Source organism: Cyanobium sp. NS01 (assembly GCF_014280235.1).
Lineage (GTDB): Bacteria > Cyanobacteriota > Cyanobacteriia > PCC-6307 > Cyanobiaceae > NIES-981.
Genome location: NZ_CP047940.1, coordinates 2,502,944 through 2,528,104, shown reverse-complemented (window position 1 = coordinate 2,528,104; position 25,161 = coordinate 2,502,944). Strand labels below are relative to the sequence as shown.

Below are 25,161 nucleotides of genomic sequence, written 5' to 3'. Positions count from 1 at the left end.
CCCCCGAACGGTGACATGGCCCGGCACTTCTGCGGTCTGTGGGGCTCTCTGGCCACGGCCGCTCTGCTGGGGCCCCTGGCCACAGCGGCGGCCACGGCCACCCCGGTGAGCTACGAGATCCAGGCCCGCACCGTCTCGGGCCTCGGTGCCGCGGCCGCCGGGGGCGGCCTCTCGGCGGCCGCGGTGCTGGAGCTGATGCGGGCCGAGGCGCCCGCCTCCATGCGCAGCCTGGAGTTCACCCTGCGCAGCGCCGGGCCGTTGCCGTCGCAACGCAGCGCGGAACACCGGATTCCCGCCGGCCTCGGCCTGGGTGAGGCCCTGCCCCTGCTGCCTCCGGCCGCTACGGACTCCAGGGCAACTCAGTCGAGCGCCGACGACTGGGATGCTTCCCAGGCCCAGGGGCGGCTGCTGCTGTACCGGGGCTGCACGGAGGACGGGCCCACCCCACCGGTGGAGGTGATCGAGCTGGCCCAGCTGCTGCCAGACCAGCGGGCCATGGCCATGGCGATGACCCGCCTCGGCCGCCTGATGGAGTCCGCCAACCCCGACTGGGCCCCCGGAGCGGTGGTGGGCCGCTGGCCCAACAGCCTCTCCTCGCCGCCCCTCCCCGCCCCGGCCTCCCTGGTGGGTTCCCACACGGTGCGTGGCGAGGCCATCCCGGAGATTGCCTTCGCGCTCGATCCTGGCGACGACTTCCTGCAGCCCATCGCCATGCAGGCCGCCCTGGTGGCAGGGCGCTGGCAGCTCAGCTGGGCGCCCCAGACCGGGGTGCTCGGCTACCAGGCCATGGTGGCCGGCCCCGGGCAACAGGAGGGGGACCTGGTGATCTGGACCTCCAATGCAGGAGAGCTGGGGGATGGCTCGCTGCTGGGGGCCCTGGCTCCAGCCGCTTTGGCGAGCGGCTTCATGGCGGACGAGGGTCAGCTGCTGGCACCCCAGCGCACCGCCTGCAGCCTGAGTCCCCAGGCCACCGCCCAGCTGCAGACGGCCGTGCTGCAGTTCAGCGCCCTGGGGGAGCCGGTGCAGCGGCAGGCGCCTGGGGTGGTGCCCGCCTGGCGCCTGCGCCTGGAACGGCAGGCCGTGCTGATCCAGCCCCTGCTGGAGGACATCCCCACCCTGTCGCCGGCTGAAGGGGCTCGGGTGGGTCCCCGCAAGCCACCGCTGTTTCACCGGGGAGCCTTCAATCTGCTTCGCGGCATCTTCTGAGCGGCCGGGCCGGCTGGATCGGCTCTGCCGGACGCAGACCATGCTGGTCAGCAGTCGTCCCCGCTTGCCATGCGTTGGCTCTCCGCCCTGCTGTTGCCGGCCCTGGTCCAGGTTGTGCAGCCCACCGCTGCCCTCGCCCAGGCCCAGGTGCAGCTCCAGTGCAGCGGCACCCTGCTGGAGGCCCGCGGCTCAGCGGAGCTCCGGCGTGAAGCCAGTCGCTTCCGCTTCTCCCTGGCCCTGGAGGCCGAGGCGGCCAGCAGTGACGAAGCCCTGGCGGCCCTCGAAGCTCGGCTGGTGACCCTGCGGCAGGAGCTCAGCACCCTGGCCGCGGATGAGCTGGAGGTCAGCTCCCCCAACACCTGGGAGCGGGGTCGCCGCGGCAGGGATCCCGCCGCCTGGGTGGCCAGCCTGCAGGTGAGCGGCAGCCTTGCCCTGCCGCAGCTGCAGCCCCTGGTGCGCCGGGTGGGGGGCCTGCCGGGGGTGCGGTTGTCGCCGGTGAGCACCGAGGCCAACCCCGAACAGGACCGGGCCGCCCGCCAGCAGTTGTTGCGGGCCGCTTACCAGGACGCCCAGCAGCAGGCCCGTGACCTCACGGCGGTGATGGGCCTGGAGGCGTTGCGGCCGATCCAGGTGCAGGTGGAGGGCGCTCAGCGCCCGGTGCCGCTGCGGGCGATGGCGGATGCCGCCCCTGCCGCCTTCGACCCCGCCGAACTGCCGCCCCCGATCGACCGCCTCAGCCTGCAGGTGTGGTTCTGCGCCCGCTGACGGGCCCCATGGCGCCGAACAGCTGCTGCATCCGCTGCAGCAGGTTCAGCTCCCGCTCCGCCTCCTGCTCCGCCGACACCTGCTCCTGTTCGCAGCGGCGGCGGTTGACCAGATGGGCCAGCTGCTCGAGGAACTGCGGTTCGGCCTCCACCAGGGGCAGCAGGTCGTCGCGTTCCACCTCCAGCAGCACGGTGTCCGCCGTGGCGCGCACGCTGGCGCTGCGGCGGGCGCCGGTGCAGAGCCCCATCTCTCCGAACACGTCGCCCACCTCCAGCCTGGCCAGGCGGGTCTGACCCCCCTGGGGGTTGGTCTTGAGCACGTCCACGCCGCCCTGCACCACCTGGAACAGGGCGGTGCTCGGATCCCCCTCGCGCATCACCAGTTCCCCCGGCCCGAAGCGCAGGCAGCGGGTGAGCGGCGCCAGGCGCGCCAGCTGCTCAGCCCCCAGCTCCTGGAACAGCCCGTTGCGGCCCAGCAGCCTGGCCCGGGCGGCCACATCGATCAGGGCGGGATCATCTGCCGCCGGGGCCGGGTCTTTGGGCCTGAGCTCCCGCACCGGGTAGGGAATGCTGTGGCCGGCGCGGCTGAGGGCGTACCAGATGTGCTGCAGCACGGCGCTGCGCACCTCCAGCCGTTGCAGCTCACCGGCACCCTGGTGCCACACCATCAGCTCATAGGTGATGGCGCTGTCGGCGTAGCTCCCCACCCAGGCCCGCGGCGGCGGCTCCGTCAGCACCCCGGGGCAGTCGGCCATCGCCGCCTCCAGCAGGGCGCAGGCCTGGCCCGGCGGCAGGGCGTAGTCGAGACCGATGCTGAAGCGGTTGCCCACCGGCGCCCGCGGCGCGAAACAGCGCGCCATCGCCTGGGCCACGGTGTCGTTGGGGATCACCAGCAGGCTGCCGTCGGCGGGCTGCAGGTAGGTGTTCATCAGGGTGACGCTCTTGACCACGCCCGCCTCTCCATTCACCTCGATCCAGTCGCCCTCACTGAAGGGGGCATCGAGTTGCAGGCTGATGCCGGCGACCATGTCCTTGAGCGTTTCCTGGGCGGCCAGGCCCACCACGGCGGTCAGCACCGCCGAGGTGGTGAACAGCCCCACCAGATTCACCCCCGCCCGCTCGCGCAGCACCAGGGCGGTGTAGGCGGCGGCCAGCACCAGCATGGCCAGGTCGCGCAGGATCTTCGGCGGCTGGGGCCACCAGCCCAGGCTGCCGGGCACCTGCACGCCGGCCCAGGTGGCCAGCCGGATCAGGGCATAGCCCAGCAGCAGCTGGTCAAGGCTGGCGAGCCAGCGGCTGGCCGTGGCCCCCACCAGGCCGGCCGGGATGGTGGCAACGGCGCCGTGCACCAGGGCCGCGCCCAGGGGCAGCAGCAGGGGGAGATCCGGCAGCCGGGTGCGTCGCCTCAGCCAGGCGTGCAGCCCCAGCAGCCCGAGCACCAGCAGCGGGGTGAGCACCAGCCCGGGGATCGCCATCGGCAACAACGCGCTCATACCGCCGTACCCAGCCTGGGTCAGAGTGGAACCACGCTGCAACAGCCTCCCCGCTGGCCTCCATTCCGATCGCTGTTCCGTTTCCTGTGGCCGATCTCCAGGCAGGCCTGGATCTGTTTCTGCTGCTGGCCATGGGCCATTTCCTCGGCGACTTCGCCCTGCAGAGCGACCGCATGGCCCTGGAGAAGTGCCCCGGTGTCAGGGGGGTGCTGCCCTGGGGCTGGTGGCTGGTGGCCCACGCCGGCATCCATGGCTTCCTGGTGGCGGTGATCACCGGTGTGCCCCTGCTGGGCCTCGCCGAGTGGATCCTCCACGCCGGCATCGACCTGGGCAAGTGCCGTCGCCTCTACAGCATCGGCATCGACCAGATGCTGCACCTGGGCTGCAAGCTGCTCTGGGTGGCCGTGCTGCTGCTGCGCTGAAGCCCTCAGGACTGCAGGTAGGTGGTCTGCCCCAGGCTGTGCTCCAGGTGGGCCATCAGCCGGCGCGCGTCGCTGATCTTCAGCTGGCCGCCATTGATCGCCTCCTCGCTGGCCAGCCGCAGCCGCTCCAGCAGTTGGCGCGGGTCGTGCTCCATCACCTCGAGCACCTCGGCATTGGTGTCACCCCGCACCACGTGATCCACCACGTAGTGCCCTGATGTGCCGAGGCGGATGTGCACCGCATTGGTGCTGCCGAACAGGTTGTGCAGGTTGCCCATCACCTCCTGGTAGGCCCCGGCCAGGAACAGGCCCACCCAGTAGGGCTCCCCGGCGCGGGGCGGGTGCAGTTCCAGCAGCGACTTCACCTGGCCCCGGTCGATGAAGCGGGCCAGCTTGCCGTCGGAATCGCAGGTGAGGTCGGCGAAGCTGCCCAGGCCCGTGGGGCGCTCGTCGAGGCGCTGGATCGGCAGCACCGGGAACAGCTGGTCGATGGCCCAGGTGTCCGGCGCCGAGCGGAACACCGAGAGGTTGGCGTAGTAGGTGCTGGCCAGGGCGGCCTGCAGGGCGCCCAGCTGCTCGGGGATCTCGGTGCCCTCCGGCAGCGCGGTGAGCCGGGCGGCGATCGCCTCGGCGCAGGCCCAGGTGAGCTGCTCGGCCCGGGCTCGCTGGGGCAGGCCCAGATAGCCCAGCCGGAAGGCGGCCAGGGCATCGTCCTTGAACTTGAGCGCATCGTTCCAGGCCTCCTGCAGCAGCTCGCAGCTCAGCTCAGGCCTGGTGCCGGCCCCAGGCGCGGCGCTGGCCTCGATCGTGGCCAGCGTTTCGCGCAGGTTGTGCACCGTGAGCGGCTCGTCGGCTTCCTCAGGGGGCACACCGCCGGGGGGGTGGCCGGTGCCGAGCACGTCGAACACCAGCACCGAGAAGTGGCTGGCGATGGCCCGGCCGCTCTCGCTCACCAGGGTGGGCACGGCCACTCCATGGGGGGCGCAGCACTCCCGCACCGTGGCCACCACGTCATTGGCGTAGTTCTGCAGCGAATAGTTCTTGGAGGCGGCGGTGGCCGTGCGGCTGCCGTCGTAGTCGATCCCCAGGCCGCCGCCCACATCCAGCAGGCCCATCGGCGCTCCCAGCCGGGTGAGCTCCACGTAGATCTGACCCGCCTCCTGCAGGGCGTCCTTGAGCACGGCGATGTCGTTGATCTGACTGCCGATGTGGAAGTGCAGCAGGCGCAGCTCACCGAGCAGATCGGCCTGGCGCAGGGCCTCCACCGTGCTGAGCAGATCGGGCACCGAGAGGCCGAACTTGGCCCGCTCCCCCACGGAGCTGCCCCAGCGGCCGGTGCTGCGGCTGGAGAGCTTGGCCCGGATGCCGATCAGCGGCGCGGCGCCCAGCTCACGGCTGGCTCGGATGATGCGCTCCACCTCATCGGCCTGCTCGATCACCACCACCGGCTGCCGCCCCAGCCGCCGCGCCAGGATCGCCGTCTCGATGTAGCGCTGATCCTTGTAGCCGTTGCAGATCAGCAGGGCCTGGGGGTCGTCCACCAGGGAGAGGGCGATCAGCAGCTCGGCCTTGCTGCCGGCCTCCAGGCCGAAATGCCAGCGCCGGCCGCTCTCCACCAGCTGCTCCACCACGTGGCGCTGCTGGTTGCACTTCACCGGGAACACCCCCTGGTAGCGACCGGCATAGCCGTACTGGGCGATGGCCCGCTCGAAGGCGGCGTGGAGCCGCTCCAGCCGGTCTTCGAGGATGTCGTCGAAGCGGATCAGCAGCGGCAGCGACAGATCGCGGCCCTGCAGCTCCCGCACCAGCTCCACCAGATCCAGGGAGCCGCCCCTGTCGCCGCGGGGCTGCACGATCACGTGGCCGCGGGCGTTGACGGAGAAGTAGGGGTCGCCCCAGCGATCCAGGCCGTAGAGGCTGGCGCCGTCCTCGGCGCTCCAGGTGCTGGGAGGAGCGGTGAGCACCATGGCCCGGCACCGTGCGTGTGGCGTTAAGGAATGTAGGCAGGGCGCAGCAGAGCCGCTGAGGCCGGGCCACCGCTTGCCAAGCGGGCTGCTTGCCACGGACGATGGCGCCACCCCCTTCGATCACCCCATGGCCGCCGAACGCACTTTCATCGCCATCAAGCCCGATGGTGTTCAGCGGGGCCTGGTGGCTGAAATCCTGGGCCGCTTCGAGCGCAAGGGCTTCAAGCTGGTGGGCCTCAAGCAGCTCACCCCCAGCCGTGAGCTGGCCGAGAACCACTACGGCGTGCACCGGGAGCGTCCTTTCTTCGCCGGGCTGGTGGATTTCATCACCTCGGGGCCGGTGGTGGCGATGGTCTGGGAGGGCGACGGCGTCATTGCCAGCGCCCGCAAGCTGATCGGCGCCACCAAACCCCTCGAGGCCGAACCCGGCACGATCCGCGGCGACCTGGCCGTGAACATCGGCCGCAACGTGATCCACGGCTCCGATGCCCCTGAAACGGCCCTGTTTGAGATCGGTCTCTGGTTCCAGCCCTCCGAGCTGAGCGACTGGACCCCCTCAGACCAGGGCTGGCGCAGCGAGGGCTGAGTCGCCAGGGCGGCCATGGCGGCCCCGCGTGGCCTGGCCGCCCAAGCATGATTCACGGGTGAGAATGCCCCTGGTTCGGTTCAGGGGCTGGAATGCCGACATCTCTGCCGCAGCGGCTGTCAGGGCCCCAATGGCTGCCACGGCCTCAACGCCTGGCTTCAGGGCTGTTGGTGCTGCCACTGCTGCTGGTTCCCCTCGCCCCCGCCCAGGCCCGGGAGGCGGCCACAGTGCAGGAAATCCTCGATGGCCGCGAGTTCTACATCGACAGCCGGGAGGCCCGGGTGAAGCAGCGGGCCACCGCGCCCCAGGAGATCAGCACCCGCAAGAGCCGCGGCCAGATCCGCTTCGACACCGGTGCGGCGGGCCGGGTGAACCGCTTCTCCCAGCTGCGCCTGGGCAGCGGCTGCTTCCTGCTCAAGAAGGGGCAGATCCTGGTGTCCGGCCCCCAGAGCGGCTGCACGCGCTCATCACGCATGAGTGTGCGGGGCACCAACTACCTGCTGGAGGTGCGCGACGACGGCGAGGCCGAGCTCTCCGTGCTGGAGGGAGCGGTGGAGATCGAGCCGCTGCGGGACGGCGAGCCGATCCCCGCCGATGAGCCCGGCGCTGCCCCCCCCACCCGCGTGGAGGCGGGCCAGCGGGTGACGCTGTCGCCTGCCGGGGTGGTGCTCACCCTGCTGCGGCTCAGCTCGGGCGACTACAGCTCGATCCTGGGCGGGCCGTTGTTCAGGGGATTCAGCGTCTCCCTGCCGGGGATGGGCTCCCTGGAGAGCCATCTGCGCCGGGCCATGCCGGGTGTGCCCCTGCCTGGCTCCTCGCTCACGCCCTCCCTGCCGATCTTCGGCTTGCCCAGCTTCTTCTGAGGCCCGCTCTGCCCCACCCCGTCTTCGCCATGCGCCGTGCCCATGCTCTGGCCCTCGCCTCCGGCCTGGTGGCCGCGGCGGCCGGCTGGCTGACGGCGCGCCCGCCCCAGCCGCTGCGGGTGGTGGAGCGGGGTCTGGAGGATCAGCTGGTGCGCCTGCGCGGCCGCCGGGCTGGGCCCCAGGCCGTGGTGCTGATCGCCATCGACGACTCCACCCTGCAGCAGGGGGCCTGGTTCGCGGACCAGCCCCAGGGGGCCGCGGCGATCCCGCCCTGGGCGGAGGGGCTGAGCACCCTGCCCTGGCCGCGGGCCCGCTATGGCGACCTGCTCGATCGCCTCGGTGAGGCCAGCCCAGCCGCGGTGGCGATCAATGTGGTGTTCGAGGGCCGCAGCGGCGAAGGTGACGCCGACGATCAGGCCCTGGCCGCGGCCATTCGCCGCCGGGGTGGGCAGGTGGTGCTCGCCGCCGAGGTGATGGAGGTGCGCGACACCAGCTACGTGGGCCTGAGCATGGCGCCCCCCGCCGACCCCCTGCGCCTGGCGGCCGGTCCCGACGCCATCGGCATCACCAACACCCTGCCCGGTGGCCATGGCGAGGCCCACCCACACCCGCGCACCTACAGCGAACGGGTGCTGGCCCTGGTGGGGGCCAGTCCCCAGAAGCCGCTGTCCGAGGCGGTGCTGGAGCGCTCCGGGCGCCGCAGCCGCCAGGACGATGCTCAGCGCCAGCTCAGCTTCTACGGGCCCGAGGGGTCCTTTGAGAGGATCCCGGCCTGGGAAGTGCTGGATCCTGAGCGCTGGCGCAACCACCCCAAGCGCAGCCTGATCCGCGATGCCGTGGTGCTGGTTGGCCCGGTGGGCGCCCAGGGCGGCGCTGGCACCGCCACGCCGTTCGGCAGCCTCTCGGGGCTCGAGATGCTGGCTACGGCCACGGCCAACTCCCTTCAGGGCGATGGCCTGCGCTCGTGGCCGGAGCGCCCCCTGCAGCGAGGCCTGCTGGCGATGCTGCCGCTGCTGCTGGTGGGGGGCCTGGCCGTGGTGCGGGGCGGGGTGAGCTGGCGGCTCGGGCTGGTGGGGACGGCCCTGGCCCTGCAGCTGGGGGTGGCCTGGTTCAGCTTTGATCGCCTCGCCGTGTGGCTGCCCCTGCTGGTGCCCGGCTCCGCCCTGGTGCTGCTGGGCGTGCTCTACGGCGGGGATGCCTACCTGGCGGAAGAGGGCGAGCGGCGGCGGCTGCGGCGCACCTTTGAGCGCTACGTGGCCCCCAGCGTGGTGGCCGAGATCCTCTCCGACCCCGCCGAGGCCGAGGGCATCCTGCGGGGCCGGCAGCTGCCGGTCACGGTGCTGTTCTCCGACCTCAAGGGCTTCACCCAGCTCACCAAGGCCCGCAGCAGCCGGGGCCAGATCGAGCTGCACGTGCGCCAGCTCAACCGCTACCTCGGCGAGATGGTGGAGGTGATCAATGCCCATGGCGGCACGGTGGACAAGTTCATCGGCGATGCCGTGATGGCCGTGTTCGGCTCCCCGATCGGCCGCGGCCCCGAGGCGGAGGCCACCGCCGCCGTGCGCTGTGCGGTGGCGATGCGCCGGGCCCTGCAGCGGCTGAATGGGGCCTGGCGCGCCGAGGAGCTGGAACCCCTGGACAGCGGCATCGGCCTGGCCTCAGGCGAGGTGATCGTGGGGCAGATCGGCAGCCCGCGGCGCATGGAGTTCACCGTGATCGGCGACAAGGTGAACCTGGCCAGCCGCATGGAGGGCCTCACCCGCACGGCCGGGGCGCCGTTGCTGTTCGATGCCGCCACCGCCGAGCTGGTGCAGGCGGTGCTGCCGGTGCAGGCCCTGGGGGAGCAGGCGGTGAAGGGGATGGGGGCGCTGCCCGTGTTCACCCTCAGCAGCCTGCCGCAGAGCTGAAGCGGTCCCAGCGGAAGTGGCTGAGCAGCTCGGCGGTGTCGGCGTCCAGCGAGCGCCCCAGCAGCTGCTCCCCCACCAGTTCGGCTGTGATCGCGGCCAGCAGCACGCCGTTGCGGTGGTGGCCGGTGGCCAGCCACAGTCCTGGGATGGGGCTGGCCCCCAGGATCGGCGCCTGGTCGGGCGTGCAGGGCCTAAAGCCCCACCAGCGCTCCATCGGCGGCCAGTGGCTGGCTTCAGGCAGCAGGGCGGCGATGCCGGCCTCCAGCTGCCGCTGGCCGTCGGGGGTGAGCCCGCCGGCGAACCCCGCCCGGGGTTCCGAGGTGGCGCCCACCACCAGCAGACCGTCCTGGCGGGGCACCAGATAGGTGCCTGGCCCGAAGATCACCCGCTGCAGCGCCTGGCGGGGCCCCTGCAGGGAGAGCATCTGCCCTTTCACCGGCGCGATCGGCAGCTGGGGCAGCAGCCGGCCGCTCCAGGCGCCACAGGCCAGCACTGCCTGGTTGCAGCGCAGCAGCTCCTGGCGGCCGGCGGCACTGCGCCAGCCCACGGCCTCCAGCGCTCCTGAACCGTCGCGCTGCAGCGTCAGCACCTCACCGCCCTCCTCGAAGCCCACGCCCCGCTCCACGCAGGCCCGCTCCAGGGCCCGCATCAGGCCGCGGCGGTTGTCGATCTGGCCGTCCTGGGGGAACAGCAGCCCGGCCTGCCAGCGGGGCCCGAGGCCCGCCACCTGCCGCTCCAGGCCGGCGCGATCGAGGGCCTCCCCCTGGGCGGCCGTGGGGTAGCGATCCCGCTCATCAGCCGTGGCGAAGGGCACCACGATGCCGCAGGGGCGCAGGCCGCAGCGCAGGCCGGCGTCGGCCTCGACCCGCGCCACCCAACCGGGAATGGCGGCCAGGGAGCGCTGTCCCAGGCTGAGCAGGGGCCCTTCCAGGCCTTCCGCGTGGGGCGCCAGCATCCCCGCCGCCACGAAGCCGGCGGCCTCCTGGCGGCGGCGGCTGAGCACCCGCACGCGCCCGCCTGCCTGGGCCAGGTGGTGGGCGATGGCCAGGCCCATCAGGCCCCCACCCAGGATCAGTGTTTCGCTGGCTGCGCTCACAGGCGGGGTCGGCAGGCCCCAGGCATCCTGCCAAGCGCAGGACCGGTGCCCGGGTTCCATAGGATCGCTCCACGCAATGGCGCTGGAGAGTTCAGATGGCAGGCACAGCCCATGCCACAGCCCTGGAGGGGCCGGCACCCGGGACAATGGCTGGACCAGCGGCCGGTTCCGAGGGTGCTGGAGCGGCCTGGGAGGCCGTGATCGGCCTGGAGACCCACGTGCAGCTGGGCACCGACAGCAAGATCTTCACCGGCGCCTCCACCACCTACGGCGACGAGCCCAACACCCACATCGACCCGGTGGTGTGCGGCCTGCCGGGCACCCTGCCGGTGCTCAACCAGAAGGTGCTCGAGTATGCGGTGAAGGCCGCCATGGCGCTCAACCTGCACATCGCCGAGCACAGCAAGTTCGACCGCAAACAGTATTTCTATCCCGACCTGCCCAAGAACTATCAGATCTCCCAGTTCGATGAGCCCATTGCCGAAGACGGCTGGATCGAAGTGGAGGTGGCCGAGAAGGGGAAAGACACCTACCTGAAGCGGATCGGCATCGAGCGGCTGCACATGGAGGAGGACGCCGGCAAACTCGTGCACGCCGGCAGCGACCGCCTGGCCGGCTCCACCCACTCCCTGGTGGACTACAACCGCGCCGGGGTGGCCCTGGCCGAGATCGTCAGCAAGCCCGATCTGCGCACCGGCCGTGAGGCGGCTGAATATGCCTCGGAGATCCGCCGGATCATGCGCTATCTGGGCGTGAGCGACGGCAATATGCAGGAGGGATCACTGCGCTGTGATGTGAACATCTCGGTGCGCCGCGGACCCGAGGCCCCCTTCGGCACGAAGGTGGAGATCAAGAACATGAACTCCTTCTCGGCGATCCAGAAGGCGATCGATTTCGAGATCCAGCGCCAGATCAAGGCCTACGAAAGCGGCGAGCCGGTGCTGCAGGAAACCCGCCTCTGGGATGAGAGCAAGCAGCTCACCAAGAGCATGCGCTCCAAGGAGGGCAGCAGCGATTACCGCTACTTCCCCGACCCCGATCTCGGCCCGATCGAGGTGAGCACCGAGCAGCGGGAGGGCTGGCGCGCCGAGTTGCCCGAACTGCCGGCTGCCAAGCGGCACCGCTACGCCGACACCTTGGGCCTCTCCCAGTACGACGCCCGGGTGCTCACCGATGAGCGCCCCATGGCCGCTTACTTCGAGGCGGTGGTGGCGGCCGGCGCCGATCCGAAGGTCACCGCCAACTGGATCACCGGCGACATCGCCGCCCACGTGAACGCCAACCGCCTGGCCTATGGGGAGCTGCCGCTGCGCCCCGATCAGCTGGCCGAGATGGTGCAGCTGATCGAGAACGGCACGATCAGCGGCAAGATCGCCAAAGACCTCCTGCCCGAGCTGCTGGAGCAGGGTGGCTCCGTGAAGGCGATCGTGGCCGAACGCGGCCTCGGCATGATCTCCGATCCCATGGCGATCAGCGCCATCGTGGAGGAGCTGCTGGCGGCCCACCCTGCCGAAGTGGAGGCCTTCCGGGGCGGCAAGACCAAGCTGCAGGGCTTCTTCGTGGGCCAGCTGATGAAGCAGACCGGCGGCAAGGCCGACCCCAAACTCGCCAACCGGATCCTGGCCGAGAAGCTGAAGGGCTGAGCCTGTCGCCGAGGCCAAGCGTCCAGCCCCACCGGGCAGGCTGTCCGAGCTGCCCACGGGTCTTGAAGCGGTTCTGCGGATGCGTCGGCAGGTCCAGGGATGTGTCAGCTGTCGCTAGGCGGGCGAACCTGGCTGGGCTCTGACAGAACCAGGTTCCAAGGCATCCGCCAAGGCAGCCTCCAGGGCGCTCACCTCGCCCCGGTTAGCGAGCACCACATCCGTCAGCGTTCGCTTGCGCTCCAGGGGCCACTGCGCATCGATGCGGGCGCGAGCCTCGGCTTCGCTGAGCCCGTCTCTATTCATGAGCCTGCTCAGCTGTTGGTCCGCGTCGCAGTCCACCAGCCACACTTCACTACAGAGCACCTCCAGACCGGCTTCGAACAGCAGGGGGATCATCAGCACCACCACCGGGGCCTCCGCCAGCCGGGCCAGTTCCGCCTCGAACCGCTCGCGCACCAGCGGATGCACCAACTGCTCCAGCCAGGTCCGCTCCACCGGGTCATGGAACACGATGCGCCCCAGGGCGGCGCGGTCGAGCTGGGGGGGTTCCCCGCCGGCCGTGGCCTCCTGCACCTCCAGCCCATAGCGTTTCAGCACCGCCGCCTCGCCGGCAGTGCCTGATGCCAGGGCTGCACGGGCGTAGAGGTCAGCGTCGAGCACCGGTAGCCCGGCCTGTTGCTGCAGCCAACGGCCTGCAGTGCTCTTGCCGCTGGCGATGCCACCCGTGAGGCCGATGCGCCGCTGGCGGCCGCTCCAGCGACGGCGGTTCAGCCCATCGAGCATGGCCGTCGGGCCGAGCGGCTCGGGCCTGAAGGGCTCGCCCTCACCGGTGGAGGGGCTGGCGCAGGTGTTCAGCTCCACCACGGCGGCTCGGCAGGATGGGCCCATTCATCCTGCCGCCGTGACCCCCACCTGGCACCCGATCCCCGGCGGCGTCACCGCCCCCGCTGGCTTCCTGGCCGCCGCCGTCACCGCCGGCCTCAAGCCGTCGGGCAATCCCGATCTCTCCCTGCTGCTGGCCCCGGAGGGGGCCGTGTGCGCCGGCAGCTTCACCACCTCGCTGGTGCGGGCGGCCTGCGTGGACCTCTGCGCCGAGCGGCTGGCGGCCAGCGGCGGCCGGGCCCGGGCGGTGCTCACCAACGCCGGCCAGGCCAATGCCTGCACCGGCGATCGCGGCCTGATCGACAGCCTGCGCGCCACCGCGGCCTTGGCCGATCGGCTGGGGCTGGCAGCCGAGCATGTGCTGATCTGCTCCACCGGCGTGATCGGCGTGCCGATCCCGATGGACACCCTGCTGGCGGGCCTCGATCCCCTGGCCGAGGCCCTCAGCCCCGAGGGCGGCGAGGCCGCGGCCACCGCCATCCTCACCACCGACCTCACGGCCAAGCAGATTGCCCTGGAGGCCGACTTGGGCGGCCGCCGGGTGCGGATCGGCGGCATGGCCAAGGGCTCCGGCATGATCCACCCCGCCATGGCCACGATGCTGGGCTACCTCAGCTGTGATGCCGGCGTGCCGGCGCCCCTGTGGCAGGCGATGGTGCGGCGGGCGGTGGATCGCTCCTTCAATGCGATCACGGTGGACGGCGACACCAGCACCAACGACACGGTCCTGGCCTTTGCAGCCGGCGAGCCCCTGAGCCCCGAGCACCTTGAGGCGCTGGAGGCCGGCCTCACGGCGGTGTCGCAACACCTGGCCCGGGCGATCGCCCGCGATGGCGAGGGGGCCACCTGCCTGATCGAGGTGCAGGTGGAGGGGGCCGCCGATGAGGCCGGCGCCATCGCCGTGGCCCGCACCGTCTGCGGCTCCTCGCTGGTGAAGTGCGCTGTGCATGGCCGCGATCCCAACTGGGGCCGGATCGTGGCCGCCGCCGGCCGCGCCGGGGTGGTCTTCGATCCCGAGGCGGTGGCCCTGTGGCTGGGGGAGCACCAGCTGATGGCCGCCGGCCAGCCCCTGCGCTTCGATCGGTCCGCCGCCTCCGCCTACTTGCGCGATCGCGCCGCCGGCACTTACCTGGGCGGCAGAGGGCCTGGCGGTGACACGGTGCTGATTCGCCTGCGGCTGGGGCAGGGCCCTGGCAGCGGCAGGGCCTGGGGCTGCGACCTCTCGGATCAGTACGTGCGCATCAACGCCGATTACACCACCTGAGCGCGGCACGTAGCCTCTCCCCATGGCCCAGTCGAGTCCAACTGCTGTCCCTGCCAGGCGCGCCCGACCCCGCCACCGCTGGCGGGGTCCGCTGCTGGCCGGTTTCTGCTTCGGGCTGGGCTATGGCATCACCCAACGGATTCTGGTGCTGCAGCTGCCGGGGCTCGTGCAACTGCAGCAGGGCTTTGACGTGCGGGAGTTTCCCGGCACCAGCCTCGAGAGCCTGCGCCTGCGCTTCGGCACTGGGCAGGAGGAGATCCGCGGCGACCTGGAGCTGCTCGAACTGGAGCGCCAGGCCAAGCAGCGCCAGCAGGAACGCCTGGACGCCGAGCGCCGGCAGGCCGCCGAGAGGCAGCAGGCTGCCGAACGCCAGCGGGATGAGCGGCGAGCTGAGCAGGAGCGGGCTCTCCAGTCTCTCCCTGAGATCCCGCCCCTCAACCCTGTTGCCGACCCAGGCGCGGATGCCGCCGCCGAGCCCGACTCCTTCGCACCCCCAGCTCCGGCCCTGCCGGAGCCCAGCCCCTGAGGCTCTCTCCCGTTGAAGCCTGCGGCTGGCCGCGCAGTGGGAGCGCCCATCTGGCACAGTTCCAGCAGCAGCTCAGGCCCCATGACGGCCCCCCAGATCCTGATGCAGGCCGCGGTGGCCCGGCTGGGCGCCCGCCTCGGCAGCAGCCTGGTGGATGCCGCCGCCAACCTGGCCCTGGTGGTGCAGGACGCCCCTGAGAAAGTGCGCCAGGAGCTGCAGCTCTTCTGGGAGGAGGTGGAGCTGGAGGCCGGCCGCCTGGAGCGCGATGGCCGGGGCGGCGCAGCTGGCTCTGCCTCCACAGCCGTTGATCCAGATCCAGGCCGCCCCGGCGATGGCTTCCCACGCCGCGCTGCTGCCGCTCCTGGGCTGTCCGTCCAGGAGCAGATCGATGCCCTGCGGGCCCAGGTGGCAGGGCTGGGTCAGCGTCTGGATCGGCGCCCGTGATCCAGCGCCCCCTGCGCATCTGGTGGCTGGCCCTGCGCCTCAGCGCCGGACTCTGGTGGGATGGCAAGCGCTGGACCTACCCGGGCGGCCCCACCCCTGAACGGCGCAGCCGCCGCGCCAGGCGACGGGCCCGCTGGCTGACCCGCGAGTTCCTGGCCCTCGGCTCGGCCTTCATCAAACTCGGCCAGCTGCTCTCGGCCCGGCCGGACGTGCTGCCCCCTGAACTGGTGGAGGAGCTGGCCTCCCTGCAGGACCAGGTGCCCGCCTTCCCCTTTGCCGTGGTGCAGGCCCTGCTGGAAGAGGAGCTGGGCGAGCGCTGCGCCGAGATCATCGACCTCGAGGAGCTGCCGCTCGGTTCGGCCAGCCTCGCCCAGGTGCATCGCGCCAGCCTGCGCAGTGGACGCCAGGTGGTGCTCAAGGTGCAGCGCCCTGGGCTGGAGCGGCTGTTCCGGCTGGACCTGGAGGTGCTGCAGCAGCTGGCCGCCGTGGTGCAGCGTCACCCCCGCTGGGGCCGTGGCCGCGACTGGGTGGGCATCGCCCAGGAGTGCCGCCGCGTGCTGCTGCGCGAGCTGGATTTCCGCCTTGAGGCCGAGCACGCCGCCCGGTTCCGCCAGCAGTTCCTGGACGACCCCGGCATCCGCATCCCGGCCGTGGTGTGGGAGCTGAGCTCCCGCCGGGTGCTGTGCCTCGACTACGTGCCCGGCATCAAGATCAACGACCGCGACGCCCTGCTGGCCGCAGGCATCGTGCCCGCCGCCGTGGCTGAGAAAGGGGCGGCCAGCTATCTGCAGCAGCTGGTGCGCTTCGGCTTCTTCCACGCCGATCCCCACCCCGGCAACCTCGCTGTCGCCCCAGACGGCACCCTCATCTATTACGACTTCGGCATGATGGGGCAGCTCTCGGGCCGGCTGCGCTCCCGCCTGGGGCGCATGGTGCGCGCCGCCGCCGCCCGCGATGCCTCCACCCTGGTGAAGGAGTTGCAGGCTTCCGGGGTCATCGCCCCCGAGGCGGATCCAGGCCCCGTGCGGCGGCTGGTGCGGGTGATGCTCAACGACGCCCTCACGCCGCCCTTCTCCGCCAACGTGCTGCAGAAGCTCTCCGGTGACCTCTACGACCTCGTCTATGGCCAGCCCTTTCGGGTGCCGCCCGAGCTGATCTTCGTGATGCGGGCTCTCTCCACCTTCGAGGGGGTGGGCCGCAGCCTCGATCCTGGCTTTAGCCTGGTGGCGATTGCCCGCCCCTACCTGCTCCCCCTGATGACCTCCAGCGGCAACGGCGGCGGTGACCTCCTCGGCGAACTCTCCCGCCAGGCGGCCGAGGTGGGCAGCCGCGCCCTCGGCATTCCGCGCCGCCTCGACGACAGCCTGGCCCGCATCGAGCAGGGGGACCTGCAGGTGCAGATCCGGGCCGGCGAAACCGACCGGCTGCTGCGGCGCCTCGCCCTGGCCCAGCAGTCCGCCGGACAGTCGATGCTGCTGGCCGGGCTGGCGGTCGCGGCGTCGCTGCTGGCCACCAGCCGCCAACCGGCCCTGGTGGTGATCCCCGCCGTGGCCTCGCTGCCGGTGGGGCTGGGCTGGCTCAAGCTCCAGGCCCGGCTGTCCCGCGATGGCCGCCTGGATCAGCTGCCTGGCATCGCCACCAGCACCACCGATCCAGACTGAGACCTCAGGCCCTGCCGCGGGGGCCCCGGTCCACGGCGCCGGCATAGACGGCCTGGCTGCCCAGTTCGTCTTCGATGCGCAGCAGCTGGTTGTACTTGGCCACCCGCTCGCTGCGGCTGAGGGAGCCCGTCTTGATCTGGCCGGCGCGGGTGGCCACGGCCAGGTCGGCGATGGTGGTGTCTTCGGTTTCGCCGCTGCGGTGGCTGATCACGCTGGTGTAGCCGGCCCGGCCGGCCAGATCGATCGCCTGCAGGGTTTCGGTGAGGGAGCCGATCTGGTTCACCTTGATCAGGATCGAATTGGCCAGGCCCAGATCGATGCCGCGCTGCAGCCGCTGGGTGTTGGTCACGAACAGGTCGTCTCCCACCAGTTGCACCGTGGCGCCGAGCTTCTCGCTCAGCAGGGCCCAGCCATCCCAGTCGTCCTCCGCCAGCCCGTCCTCGATCGACACGATCGGGAAGCGGCCTGCCAGCTCGGCCAGCTGGTCCACCATCTCGGCGCTGGTGTAGCTGCCGCCGTCGAAGGCGTAGCGGCCGTCCTTGAAGAACTCGGTGCTGGCCACATCGAGGGCCAGGGAGATCTGATCCCCCGGCCGGTAGCCGGCCTGCTCGATCGCCTGCACCAGCAGCTCGCCGGCGGCGATGTTGGCCAGGTCCGGCGCGAAACCGCCCTCGTCACCCACGGCGGTGCTGAGGCCCTTGTCCTTGAGCAGGCCTTTGAGCATGTGGAACACCTCGGTGCCCATCCGCAGGGCCTCACTGAAGCTGTTCGCCCCGTGGGGCACCAGCATGAACTCCTGGAAATCGAGGCTGTTGGCCGCGTGGGCGCCGCCATTGATCACGTTCATCAGCGGCACCGGCAGCAGGCTGGCCATCGGCCCGCCCAGGTAGCGGTAGAGCGGCAGCCCCACCCCATTGGCCGCGGCCCGGGCGGTCGCCAGGCTCACCGCCAGGATGGCGTTGGCGCCGAGCGCGCTCTTGTTGTCAGAGCCGTCGAGCTCGATCATCGCCGCATCCACGGCCCCCTGGTCGAGGGCGGAAAGGCCGCAGAGCATCGGGGCGATCTTCTCCTCGATGTTGCCTACGGCCTGCAGCACGCCCTTGCCCATGTAGCGGCTGCCGCCATCGCGCAGCTCGTGGGCCTCGTGGGCGCCGGTGCTGGCGCCGCTGGGCACTATGGCCCGGCCGCTGGCGCCGCCTTCGAGCAGCACTTCCGCCTCCACCGTGGGGGTGCCGCGGGAGTCGAGCACCTCCCTGGCCACCACGGTGTCGATCACGAGGTCGAGGGAGTCGATCACTGGAGCCGGCCTGGTGCTGTCAGGGCAGGATCCTATGGGTCACCCCCTCCCGCCCATGTGTGGCAACGGGCACTGTGGGCCGGCTTGCTGGCCAGAATGGAACCACGACCTCTGCCTCGGCCAGCCGATGCGTCTGCTGCACACCATGCTCCGGGTGGGGAACCTGGACCGCTCCCTCGCGTTCTACACCGAAGTGCTGGGGATGACGCTGCTGCGCCGCAAGGACTACCCCTCCGGCCGCTTCACCCTGGCCTTCGTGGGCTATGGCGAGGAGAGCGACCACACCGTGCTGGAGCTCACCCAGAATTGGGACACCGAGCGCTACGACCTCGGTGAGGGCTATGGCCACATCGCCCTGGGCGTCGACGACATCCATGGCACCTGCGGCGCGATCGCGGCCAAGGGAGGGCGGGTGGTGCGGGAGCCGGGCCCGATGAAGCACGGCACCACCGTGATTGCCTTTGTGGAGGATCCCGATGGCTACAAGGTGGAGTTGATCCAGCTGGGGTCCAGATCCGATGCCGGCTGAGCTGGGTCGCGACGTGTCCTCCGTGGTGCGTTCCGGGGGCAGAACCGCTGCGGCTCCTGCGGCCCCGGCCAGCCTCACCGGCGAGCCCGAACGCTTCAGCGCCGAGGCCTGGGAGCTGCTGCTGGCCGGCCAGGACGGGGCCCGCCGCTGGCGCCACGGCGTGCTCGATGTGGAGCACCTGCTGCAGGCCCTGCTGCTGGAGCGGCGCTTCGGGGCCTGGGCCGACCGCCTGCCCCTCGATGCCGATCAGCTGCTGGACCAGCTGGAGACCTTCTGCGCCCAGCAACCCACCAGCACGTCCGATCAGCTGTTCATCGGCGATGCCCTGGAGGATCTGCTTGAGGAGGCCGACCGCCGCCGCGCCGGCTGGGGGTCGCGGCTGCTCGATCTGCCTCACCTGTTGCTGGCCCTGGTGGAGGAGCCCCGCATCGGCGCCAGCCTCCTGGCGCAGCAGGGCCTCACCGAGGAGCTGCTGCTGCGCCAGCTGCGCCCGGGGGCCCTGGCGCCCCCTCCGCCGCGTCGTCCCGACCATGCCCCCGCCGCGCCCGTGGCGGCTCCACCAGCTCCCGTCGCCCCCACCCCAGCCGCGGAGCGGGCGCCAGCCGCCGCTCCGCCGCTGCAGCTGGAGCCGGAAGGCCCCGAGCCCACGGCACTGGAGCGCTACGGCCGCGACCTCACCGCCGCCGCCCGGGCCGCCGAACTCGATCCGGTGATCGGCCGCGACGCCGAAATCCGCCGTCTGATCCAGGTGCTGTCGCGCCGCAGCAAGAACAACCCGGTGCTGATCGGCGAGCCGGGCGTAGGCAAGACCGCCGTGGCGGAGTGCCTGGCCCAGCGGATCGTGGCCGGGGAGGTGCCCGATGCCCTGTTGGGGCAGCGGCTGGTGGCCCTCGACCTGGGGGCCCTGATCGCCGGTGCCAAATTCCGCGGTCAGTTCGAGGAGCGCCTGCGTTCGGTGCTGGCGGAGGTGCGCGATGCCGACCCCGGCGTGATCGTGTTCATCGATGAGCTGCATGCGGTGGTGAGCAGCGACCGCTCCAACGCCGATGCCGGCAGCATCCTCAAACCGGCCCTGGCCCGCGGCGAGCTGCGCTGTGTGGGGGCCACCACACCGGAGGAATACCGCCGCAGCATCGAGAAAGACCCCGCCCTGGAACGTCGCTTCCAGCAGGTGGTGATCCGCGAGCCCGGCATCGAGACCAGCGTGGAGATCCTGCGCGGCCTCAAGGAGCGTTACGAACTCCACCACGGCGTCACCATCACCGATGCCGCCCTGGCCGCCGCCGCACGGCTGGCGGACCGCTATCTCGCCGATCGCTGCCTGCCCGATTCCGCCATCGATCTGGTGGATGAGGCCGCCGCCAACCTGCGCATGGAGGTCACCTCCAAACCGCGCCCGGTCGAGGAGGCCGAGGTGGCCTTGCGGCGGGTGGAGCTGGCCCTGCTCTCGGCCGAGGCGACGCCGGAAGCCGAACGGATTGCCCTGCAGGAGCAACGGCGCCAGGCCTCCGAGGCGCTGCAGGGCCTCAAGCAGCGCTGGCAGGCGGAGCGGCAGCGGGTGGCGGAACTGCGCGAACTGCTCCAGCAGGACGAAGACCTGCGCCATGCCATCGCCGAGGCGGAGCGCTGCGGCGATCTCGAGGAGGCGGCCCGCCTCCAGTACGACCAGCTCCACGGCGTGCAGCAGCGCCGCCGCGACCTGGAGGAGGCGATGCAGACTGACGCCATGCTGCGCGAGCAGGTGGAGCCCGGCGACATCGCCGATGTGGTGGCCCGCCGGACCGGCATTCCGGTGCAGCGCCTGCTGGCCGGCGAACGCCAGAAGCTGCTGGAGCTCGACAGCCGCCTCGGCGAGCGGGTGATCGGCCAGCTGGAGCCCGTGGCGGCGGTGGCGGCCGCGATCCGGCGCGCCCGGGCCGGCATGCAGTCGCCGCGGCGGCCCGTGGGCTCGTTCCTGTTCCTCGGCCCCACCGGTGTGGGCAAGACCGAGCTGGCCAAGGCCCTGGCCGCGGCCCTGTTCGACGAGGACGAGGCCCTGGTGCGCCTCGACATGAGCGAATTCATGGAGCGCAATGCCGTGGCCCGGCTGGTGGGGGCCCCGCCCGGCTACGTCGGCTACGAGGAGGGGGGGCAGCTCACCGAGGCCGTGCGGCGCCGTCCCTATGCCGTGCTGCTGCTCGATGAGGTGGAGAAAGCCCACCCTGAGGTGTTCAACCTGCTGCTGCAGGTGCTCGATGACGGCCGGCTCACCGATTCCCAGGGCCGCACCGTGGACTTCCGCCACACGGTGGTGATCATGACCAGCAACCTGGCCAGCCGGGCGATCCTCGACCATGCCCGCGGCGCCTTGGACGGGGCCCAGGTGGAGCAGGCCATGGACCAGGCCCTGGCGGCCAGCTTCCGGCCCGAGTTCCTCAACCGCATCGACGAGGTGATCCGCTTCCGGCCTCTCTCGGAGGCCGATCTCGAGCGCATCGTGCGGCTGCAGCTGGCCGAGCTGGCCGCCCTGCTGGCGGAGCAGCAGCTCCAGCTGGAGGTGGAGGAGCCGGTGGTGCAGGCCCTCGCGGCCCAGGGCTATGAGCCGGAGTACGGCGCCAGGCCCCTGCGCCGGGTGCTGCGGCGCCGTATCGAGAATCCCCTGGCCACTGAGCTGCTGGAGGACCGCTACGAGGGGGCCCGGGGCGTGCACATCAGCCTCGGAGAGGGCGCCGGCGCTGGTCTGTGCTTTGAACCCCTGGGGAAGGGCGTCCGGTAGGGTGACTGTTTGCCGAGTCGCGCGGATGCCCGCGTGCGTCAGCGCCCGTGTTGTCCGACCCCAACAGCCCCGATCCCAACAGCTCCGACCCCAACCGCTCCCCACGCAGCGTTGCGGCTGAGCAGGCTGCCTCTGAACAGGTGGCGGCTGAGTCCACTGCAGCGGCCGAGGCGGCCAGCCCCAAGGGTTTCGGTGCCGCCACCCTGGCGGAGCTGCGCCGGGTGGTCTGGCCCAGCCGCCAGCAGCTGTTCAGTGAGTCGGTGGCGGTGATCCTGATGGTGGGGCTCTCGGCGGCGGCGATCGCGGCCATCGACCGCTTCTACGGCTGGGCCTCCTCCCAGGTGTTCGGCTGACCCTCCGCCAGTCCTGTCAGACCTCCAGCCCCCAGCCGCAGCGCCCACTCCCCCCTGTTTTCCTGAGCCCCCAGCCTGAGCACCGTGTCCGAGACCCTCTCTGAACCCCAAACCGACGCCGCTGCCGACTCGCTTGGCCCGGAGGCAGAGACGCGCTCTGAGCCCGCGGCTGAAGCCCCCACCGAGAAGCGCCAGGTGGCTCGCTGGTATGCGGTGCAGGTGGCGTCCAGTTGCGAGAAGAAAGTGAAGGCCACCCTGGAGCAGAGGGCGGTGACCCTCGGGGTGGACAACCGCATCCTGGAGATCGAGATCCCCCAGACCCCCGGGGTGAAGCTGAAGAAGGATGGCAGCCGCCAGAGCACCGAGGAGAAGGTGTTCCCCGGCTATGTGCTGGTGCGGATGATGCTCGACGAGGACACGATGATGGCGGTGCGCAGCACCCCCAACGTGATCAACTTCGTGGGGGCGGAGGAGCGTCGGGCCACGGCCCGCGCCCGCGGCCACATCAAGCCGCGGCCGCTGAGCCGCCAGGAGGTGGACCGCATCTTCAAGCGGGCGGCTGAGAAGAAAGCAGTGGTGAAGGTCGATCTCACCGAGGGCGATCAGATCCTGGTGACGGCCGGGCCCTTCAAGGACTTCCAGGGCGAGGTGATCGAGGTGTCGGGCGAGCGCAACAAGCTCAAGGCCCTGCTCTCGATCTTCGGTCGGGAAACGCCTGTGGAACTCGAATTCGCCCAGATCAGCAAGCAGAGCTGAGCCCCTGGCTCTGCTCAGCGGCCGTCTCCCTGCGGAGGATGGCCGTTCCCGTCACGCCTCCCTTCAGGAGGTGATCCGCAGCTCCGCCCAGTAGTTCGAGACGATGGCCAAGAAAATCGTAGCCGTGATCAAGCTGGCCCTCCAGGCCGGCAAAGCCAACCCGGCGCCCCCTGTGGGTCCTGCCCTTGGTCAGCACGGCGTCAACATCATGGCGTTCTGCAAGGAGTACAACGCCCGCACCCAGGAGAAGGCCGGCTATGTGATTCCGGTGGAGATCTCGGTCTTTGAAGACCGCAGCTTCACCTTCATCACCAAGACCCCTCCCGCCTCGGTGCTGATCTCCAAGGCCGCCGGCATTGAGAAGGGTGCCGCCACCTCCGCCAAGGGGGCGGTGGGTGCCATCAGCCGCGCCCAGCTCGAGGAGATCGCCAAGACCAAGCTGCCCGACCTCAACTGCACCAGCGTCGAGTCGGCCATGCGCATCATCGAAGGCACCGCCCGCAACATGGGCGTCGCCGTCAACGACTGAGTCCTTCCATCCCTCCCCAGGGGGAGATCCAGCCAGCGGCCCACCGCGCCTACGGCGCCCCAGCCCTGCCCTGCATCGCCCGCACCCCATACCCGCCATGCCAAAAGTTTCCAAGCGTTTTTCCTCCCTCCAGGCCAAGGTCGCCGAGCGAGCCCATGAGCCCATGGAGGCCATCGAGCTGGTGAAGGCCAACGCCACCGCCAAGTTCGACGAGACGATCGAGGCCCACGTGCGCCTCGGCATCGATCCCAAGTACACCGACCAGCAGCTGCGCACCACCGTGGCCCTGCCCCACGGCACCGGTCAGAGCATTCGCATCGCCGTGATCGCCCGGGGTGAGGCCGTGGCTGCCGCCAAGGCCGCCGGCGCCGAGCTCTCCGGCGACGACGATCTGGTGGATCAGATCGCCGGCGGCACGATCGACTTCGATCTGCTGATCGCCACCCCGGACATGATGCCCAAGGTGGCCAAGCTGGGCCGGGTGCTGGGCCCCCGGGGCCTGATGCCCAACCCCAAGGCCGGCACCGTCACCACTGACCTGGTCGGCGCCATCGCCGAGTTCAAGGCCGGCAAGCTCGAGTTCCGTGCCGACCGCAGTGGCATCGTGCACGTGCGCTTCGGCAAGGCCAGCTTCGATTCCGCCAAGCTGCTCGACAACCTCAAGGCCCTGCAGGAGACGATCGATCGCCAGAAGCCCAGCGGTGCCAAGGGCCGCTACTGGCGCTCCCTCTACGTCACCTCCACCATGGGTCCCTCGGTGCAGGTGGACTTCGCCGCCCTGCAGGACATCAAGCAGGAGGGCTGAGCCGGAACCGGTGGGTTCAGCATCAAAGGCTGGCCCCACGCTGAGTTATGTTTATGAGCTGGCTTAGGCCAGAAGGGCACGCGCCCTACCCCAGACAGCAGGTGAGAACGGCTTCCGGTTCCCCGGATGATCCGTTTCTGTAAGTCCTGCCGAGGTGTACGCGACAGGTTTTCGGCCTCCAGGCCGCCGGTGGGTTGATCCACGGGTGTCTTGATCGGGTCAGGAGCATGCAGCGGCCTCGAGCCCTTCGGCAGTCACTCTCGGAGTGGTTGGCGTTGGCGTCCAGGGCCGCGTACCCGGCTTGTTCCCCCGATCCGATCCTTTCCTATGGGCCGCACGCTGGAGAACAAGCAACAGATCGTCGAAGAGCTCAAGGGGCTCCTCGGCGAGGCCGAACTGGCGCTGGTCCTTGATTTCAAGGGTCTGTCCATCAAGGAGATGTCTGATCTGCGGACCCGTCTGCAGGCCAGCAACGGTGTGTGCAAGGTGACCAAAAACACCTTGATGCGTCGGGCCATTGATGGCGACAGTGCCTGGTCGAATCTCGAATCCCTGCTCACCGGCACCAACGCCTTCGTGCTCGTCAAGGGCGACGTGGGTGGTGCGGTGAAGGCCGTGCAGTCCTTCCAGAAGGACAGCAAGAAGTCGGAAACCAAGGGCGGCCTTTTCGAAGGCAAGCTCCTCTCCCGGTCCGACATCAAGGCCATCGGGGATCTGCCCTCCAAGGAGGTGCTCATGGCTCAGATCGCCGGTGCGATCAACGCTGTGGCCACCAAGGTGGCCGTGGGCATCAACGAGGTTCCTTCCGGTCTCGCTCGGGCGCTCCAGCAACACGCCGATGGCGAAGGCCAGGCCTCCTGAGGCCCGCCTCAATGCCAGCGGCTGTTGCCGAGTTCAACCGATCCGACTGTTTCCCACAGATCTGTTGCTGATTCCCAACCATGTCTGCTACGACCGACCAGATTCTCGACCAACTCAAATCCCTCTCCCTGCTTGAGGCTTCCGAGCTCGTCAAGCAGATTGAGGAGGCCTTCGGCGTCTCCGCCGCCGCTTCCGCTGGCGTGATGATGGCCGCGGCTCCTGCCGCTGCCGCTGAGGCCGCTGAAGAGCAGACCGAATTCGACGTGATCCTTGAGGGTTTCGAAGATTCGGCCAAGATCAAGGTGCTCAAGGCCGTGCGCGAAGCCACCGGCCTGGGCCTGGGCGACGCCAAGGCCCTCGTGGAGGCCGCTCCCAAGCCGGTCAAGGAAGGCATCGCCAAGGCCGATGCCGAGGCCCTCAAGAAGGCCATCGAAGAGGTGGGCGGCAAGGTGTCGATCAAGTGATCACCCTGGGGTCGGCTTTGCCGGCCCCGCGCCCACCGGCGCCCAGGCGGCGCCTTCAGTAGCCGGCTCCTTCGTGGGCCGGCTTTTT

General features: G+C 70.6%; 24 protein-coding genes. 19 read left to right on the top strand and 5 right to left on the bottom strand.

The annotated features are described in order from the left end of the window. Positions 1-15: 15 nt before the first annotated feature. Both CyaNS01_RS13270 and CyaNS01_RS13265 read left to right on the top strand, forming a co-directional pair. Complete coding sequence (locus CyaNS01_RS13270; protein ID WP_186697522.1) at positions 16-1,206, top strand: hypothetical protein; 1,191 nt, start codon at positions 16-18, stop codon at positions 1,204-1,206. Positions 1,207-1,275: 69 nt separating this feature from the next. After that, positions 1,276-1,971, top strand: coding sequence for an SIMPL domain-containing protein (locus CyaNS01_RS13265; protein ID WP_186697520.1), 696 nt, complete (start codon positions 1,276-1,278; stop codon positions 1,969-1,971). Here CyaNS01_RS13265 and CyaNS01_RS13260 read toward each other — a convergent pair. Beyond that, on the bottom strand, positions 1,940-3,463 hold the full coding sequence (locus tag CyaNS01_RS13260) for a mechanosensitive ion channel family protein (RefSeq protein ID WP_186697518.1): 1,524 nt from the start codon (positions 3,461-3,463) through the stop codon (positions 1,940-1,942). The genes CyaNS01_RS13265 and CyaNS01_RS13260 overlap by 32 nt on opposite strands. A gap of 86 nt (positions 3,464-3,549) precedes the next feature. Between CyaNS01_RS13260 and CyaNS01_RS13255 the strand changes: the two genes are divergently transcribed. Beyond that, positions 3,550-3,885 (top strand): DUF3307 domain-containing protein, encoded by a 336-nt coding sequence (locus CyaNS01_RS13255; RefSeq protein WP_225875690.1) that lies wholly within the window; start codon positions 3,550-3,552, stop codon positions 3,883-3,885. A 5-nt stretch (positions 3,886-3,890) separates the two neighbouring features. Here the strand turns inward: CyaNS01_RS13255 and speA are convergent, their stop codons facing one another. Then, the gene (gene speA / locus CyaNS01_RS13250; protein WP_186697516.1) at positions 3,891-5,852 is read right to left on the bottom strand and encodes a biosynthetic arginine decarboxylase; all 1,962 of its coding nucleotides are present in this window, start codon (positions 5,850-5,852) and stop codon (positions 3,891-3,893) included. 127 nt (positions 5,853-5,979) lie between these two features. Here speA and ndk point away from each other — a divergent pair, with 127 nt between their 5' ends. The 3 genes from ndk to CyaNS01_RS13235 all read left to right on the top strand — a co-directional run bounded on the left by ndk (position 5,980) and on the right by CyaNS01_RS13235 (position 9,208). Continuing rightward, on the top strand, positions 5,980-6,438 hold the full coding sequence (gene ndk, locus CyaNS01_RS13245) for a nucleoside-diphosphate kinase (RefSeq protein ID WP_186697514.1): 459 nt from the start codon (positions 5,980-5,982) through the stop codon (positions 6,436-6,438). A gap of 170 nt (positions 6,439-6,608) precedes the next feature. Continuing rightward, entirely contained in the window at positions 6,609-7,301 is a 693-nt protein-coding gene (locus CyaNS01_RS13240; protein WP_225875961.1) for a FecR domain-containing protein, read from the top strand. A gap of 29 nt (positions 7,302-7,330) precedes the next feature. Further along, the gene (locus tag CyaNS01_RS13235; protein WP_186697510.1) at positions 7,331-9,208 is read left to right on the top strand and encodes an adenylate/guanylate cyclase domain-containing protein; all 1,878 of its coding nucleotides are present in this window, start codon (positions 7,331-7,333) and stop codon (positions 9,206-9,208) included. On the opposite strand, the gene CyaNS01_RS13230 is transcribed toward CyaNS01_RS13235, so the two are convergent. Then, the gene (locus CyaNS01_RS13230; RefSeq protein ID WP_370561858.1) at positions 9,186-10,262 is read right to left on the bottom strand and encodes an FAD-dependent oxidoreductase; all 1,077 of its coding nucleotides are present in this window, start codon (positions 10,260-10,262) and stop codon (positions 9,186-9,188) included. The two genes, CyaNS01_RS13235 and CyaNS01_RS13230, sit on opposite strands and share 23 nt — an antisense overlap. 188 nt (positions 10,263-10,450) lie before the next feature. On the opposite strand from CyaNS01_RS13230, the gene gatB reads away from it, so the two are divergent. Continuing rightward, entirely contained in the window at positions 10,451-11,947 is a 1,497-nt protein-coding gene (gatB, locus tag CyaNS01_RS13225; RefSeq protein ID WP_186700828.1) for an Asp-tRNA(Asn)/Glu-tRNA(Gln) amidotransferase subunit GatB, read from the top strand. A 114-nt stretch (positions 11,948-12,061) separates the two neighbouring features. Here gatB and coaE read toward each other — a convergent pair whose 3' ends face one another. Further along, positions 12,062-12,730 (bottom strand): dephospho-CoA kinase, encoded by a 669-nt coding sequence (gene coaE, locus CyaNS01_RS13220; protein WP_186700826.1) that lies wholly within the window; start codon positions 12,728-12,730, stop codon positions 12,062-12,064. Positions 12,731-12,848: 118 nt separating this feature from the next. Here coaE and argJ point away from each other — a divergent pair, with 118 nt between their 5' ends. From argJ to CyaNS01_RS13200, 4 genes are all read left to right on the top strand, one after another. After that, the gene (gene argJ / locus CyaNS01_RS13215) at positions 12,849-14,093 is read left to right on the top strand and encodes a bifunctional glutamate N-acetyltransferase/amino-acid acetyltransferase ArgJ (protein ID WP_186697506.1); all 1,245 of its coding nucleotides are present in this window, start codon (positions 12,849-12,851) and stop codon (positions 14,091-14,093) included. A 22-nt stretch (positions 14,094-14,115) separates the two neighbouring features. Beyond that, positions 14,116-14,619 carry a hypothetical protein gene (locus CyaNS01_RS13210; RefSeq protein ID WP_186697505.1) on the top strand — a complete coding sequence of 168 codons (504 nt, stop codon included), beginning with the start codon at positions 14,116-14,118 and terminating at the stop codon, positions 14,617-14,619. Between the two features lie 81 nt (positions 14,620-14,700). Next, complete coding sequence (locus CyaNS01_RS13205; RefSeq protein ID WP_186697503.1) at positions 14,701-15,063, top strand: hypothetical protein; 363 nt, start codon at positions 14,701-14,703, stop codon at positions 15,061-15,063. After that, on the top strand, positions 15,060-16,724 hold the full coding sequence (locus CyaNS01_RS13200) for an AarF/ABC1/UbiB kinase family protein (protein ID WP_186697501.1): 1,665 nt from the start codon (positions 15,060-15,062) through the stop codon (positions 16,722-16,724). Before CyaNS01_RS13205 ends, CyaNS01_RS13200 begins: the two co-directional genes overlap by 4 nt. Positions 16,725-16,728: 4 nt before the next feature. Here CyaNS01_RS13200 and eno read toward each other — a convergent pair whose 3' ends face one another. Continuing rightward, positions 16,729-18,021, bottom strand: coding sequence for a phosphopyruvate hydratase (gene eno, locus CyaNS01_RS13195; protein ID WP_186697499.1), 1,293 nt, complete (start codon positions 18,019-18,021; stop codon positions 16,729-16,731). Between the two features lie 127 nt (positions 18,022-18,148). On the opposite strand from eno, the gene gloA reads away from it, so the two are divergent. The 8 genes from gloA to rplL all read left to right on the top strand — a co-directional run bounded on the left by gloA (position 18,149) and on the right by rplL (position 25,073). Further along, positions 18,149-18,550 (top strand): lactoylglutathione lyase, encoded by a 402-nt coding sequence (gloA, locus tag CyaNS01_RS13190; protein WP_186697497.1) that lies wholly within the window; start codon positions 18,149-18,151, stop codon positions 18,548-18,550. Next, a complete protein-coding gene (locus CyaNS01_RS13185) occupies positions 18,540-21,305 on the top strand; it encodes an ATP-dependent Clp protease ATP-binding subunit (RefSeq protein WP_186697495.1) in 2,766 nt (921 codons plus the stop codon). The genes gloA and CyaNS01_RS13185 overlap by 11 nt, the downstream gene beginning before the upstream one ends. 140 nt (positions 21,306-21,445) lie before the next feature. Beyond that, a complete protein-coding gene (secE, locus tag CyaNS01_RS13180; protein ID WP_225875960.1) occupies positions 21,446-21,658 on the top strand; it encodes a preprotein translocase subunit SecE in 213 nt (70 codons plus the stop codon). An 84-nt stretch (positions 21,659-21,742) separates the two neighbouring features. Then, a complete protein-coding gene (gene nusG / locus CyaNS01_RS13175; protein WP_225875688.1) occupies positions 21,743-22,414 on the top strand; it encodes a transcription termination/antitermination protein NusG in 672 nt (223 codons plus the stop codon). 103 nt (positions 22,415-22,517) lie between these two features. Then, positions 22,518-22,943 (top strand): 50S ribosomal protein L11, encoded by a 426-nt coding sequence (rplK, locus tag CyaNS01_RS13170; protein ID WP_186697491.1) that lies wholly within the window; start codon positions 22,518-22,520, stop codon positions 22,941-22,943. A gap of 97 nt (positions 22,944-23,040) precedes the next feature. Beyond that, the gene (gene rplA / locus CyaNS01_RS13165; protein ID WP_186697489.1) at positions 23,041-23,748 is read left to right on the top strand and encodes a 50S ribosomal protein L1; all 708 of its coding nucleotides are present in this window, start codon (positions 23,041-23,043) and stop codon (positions 23,746-23,748) included. A gap of 327 nt (positions 23,749-24,075) precedes the next feature. Continuing rightward, on the top strand, positions 24,076-24,609 hold the full coding sequence (gene rplJ, locus CyaNS01_RS13160; protein ID WP_186697487.1) for a 50S ribosomal protein L10: 534 nt from the start codon (positions 24,076-24,078) through the stop codon (positions 24,607-24,609). A gap of 80 nt (positions 24,610-24,689) precedes the next feature. Then, the gene (gene rplL, locus CyaNS01_RS13155) at positions 24,690-25,073 is read left to right on the top strand and encodes a 50S ribosomal protein L7/L12 (RefSeq protein WP_186697485.1); all 384 of its coding nucleotides are present in this window, start codon (positions 24,690-24,692) and stop codon (positions 25,071-25,073) included. Positions 25,074-25,161: the final 88 nt, after the last annotated feature.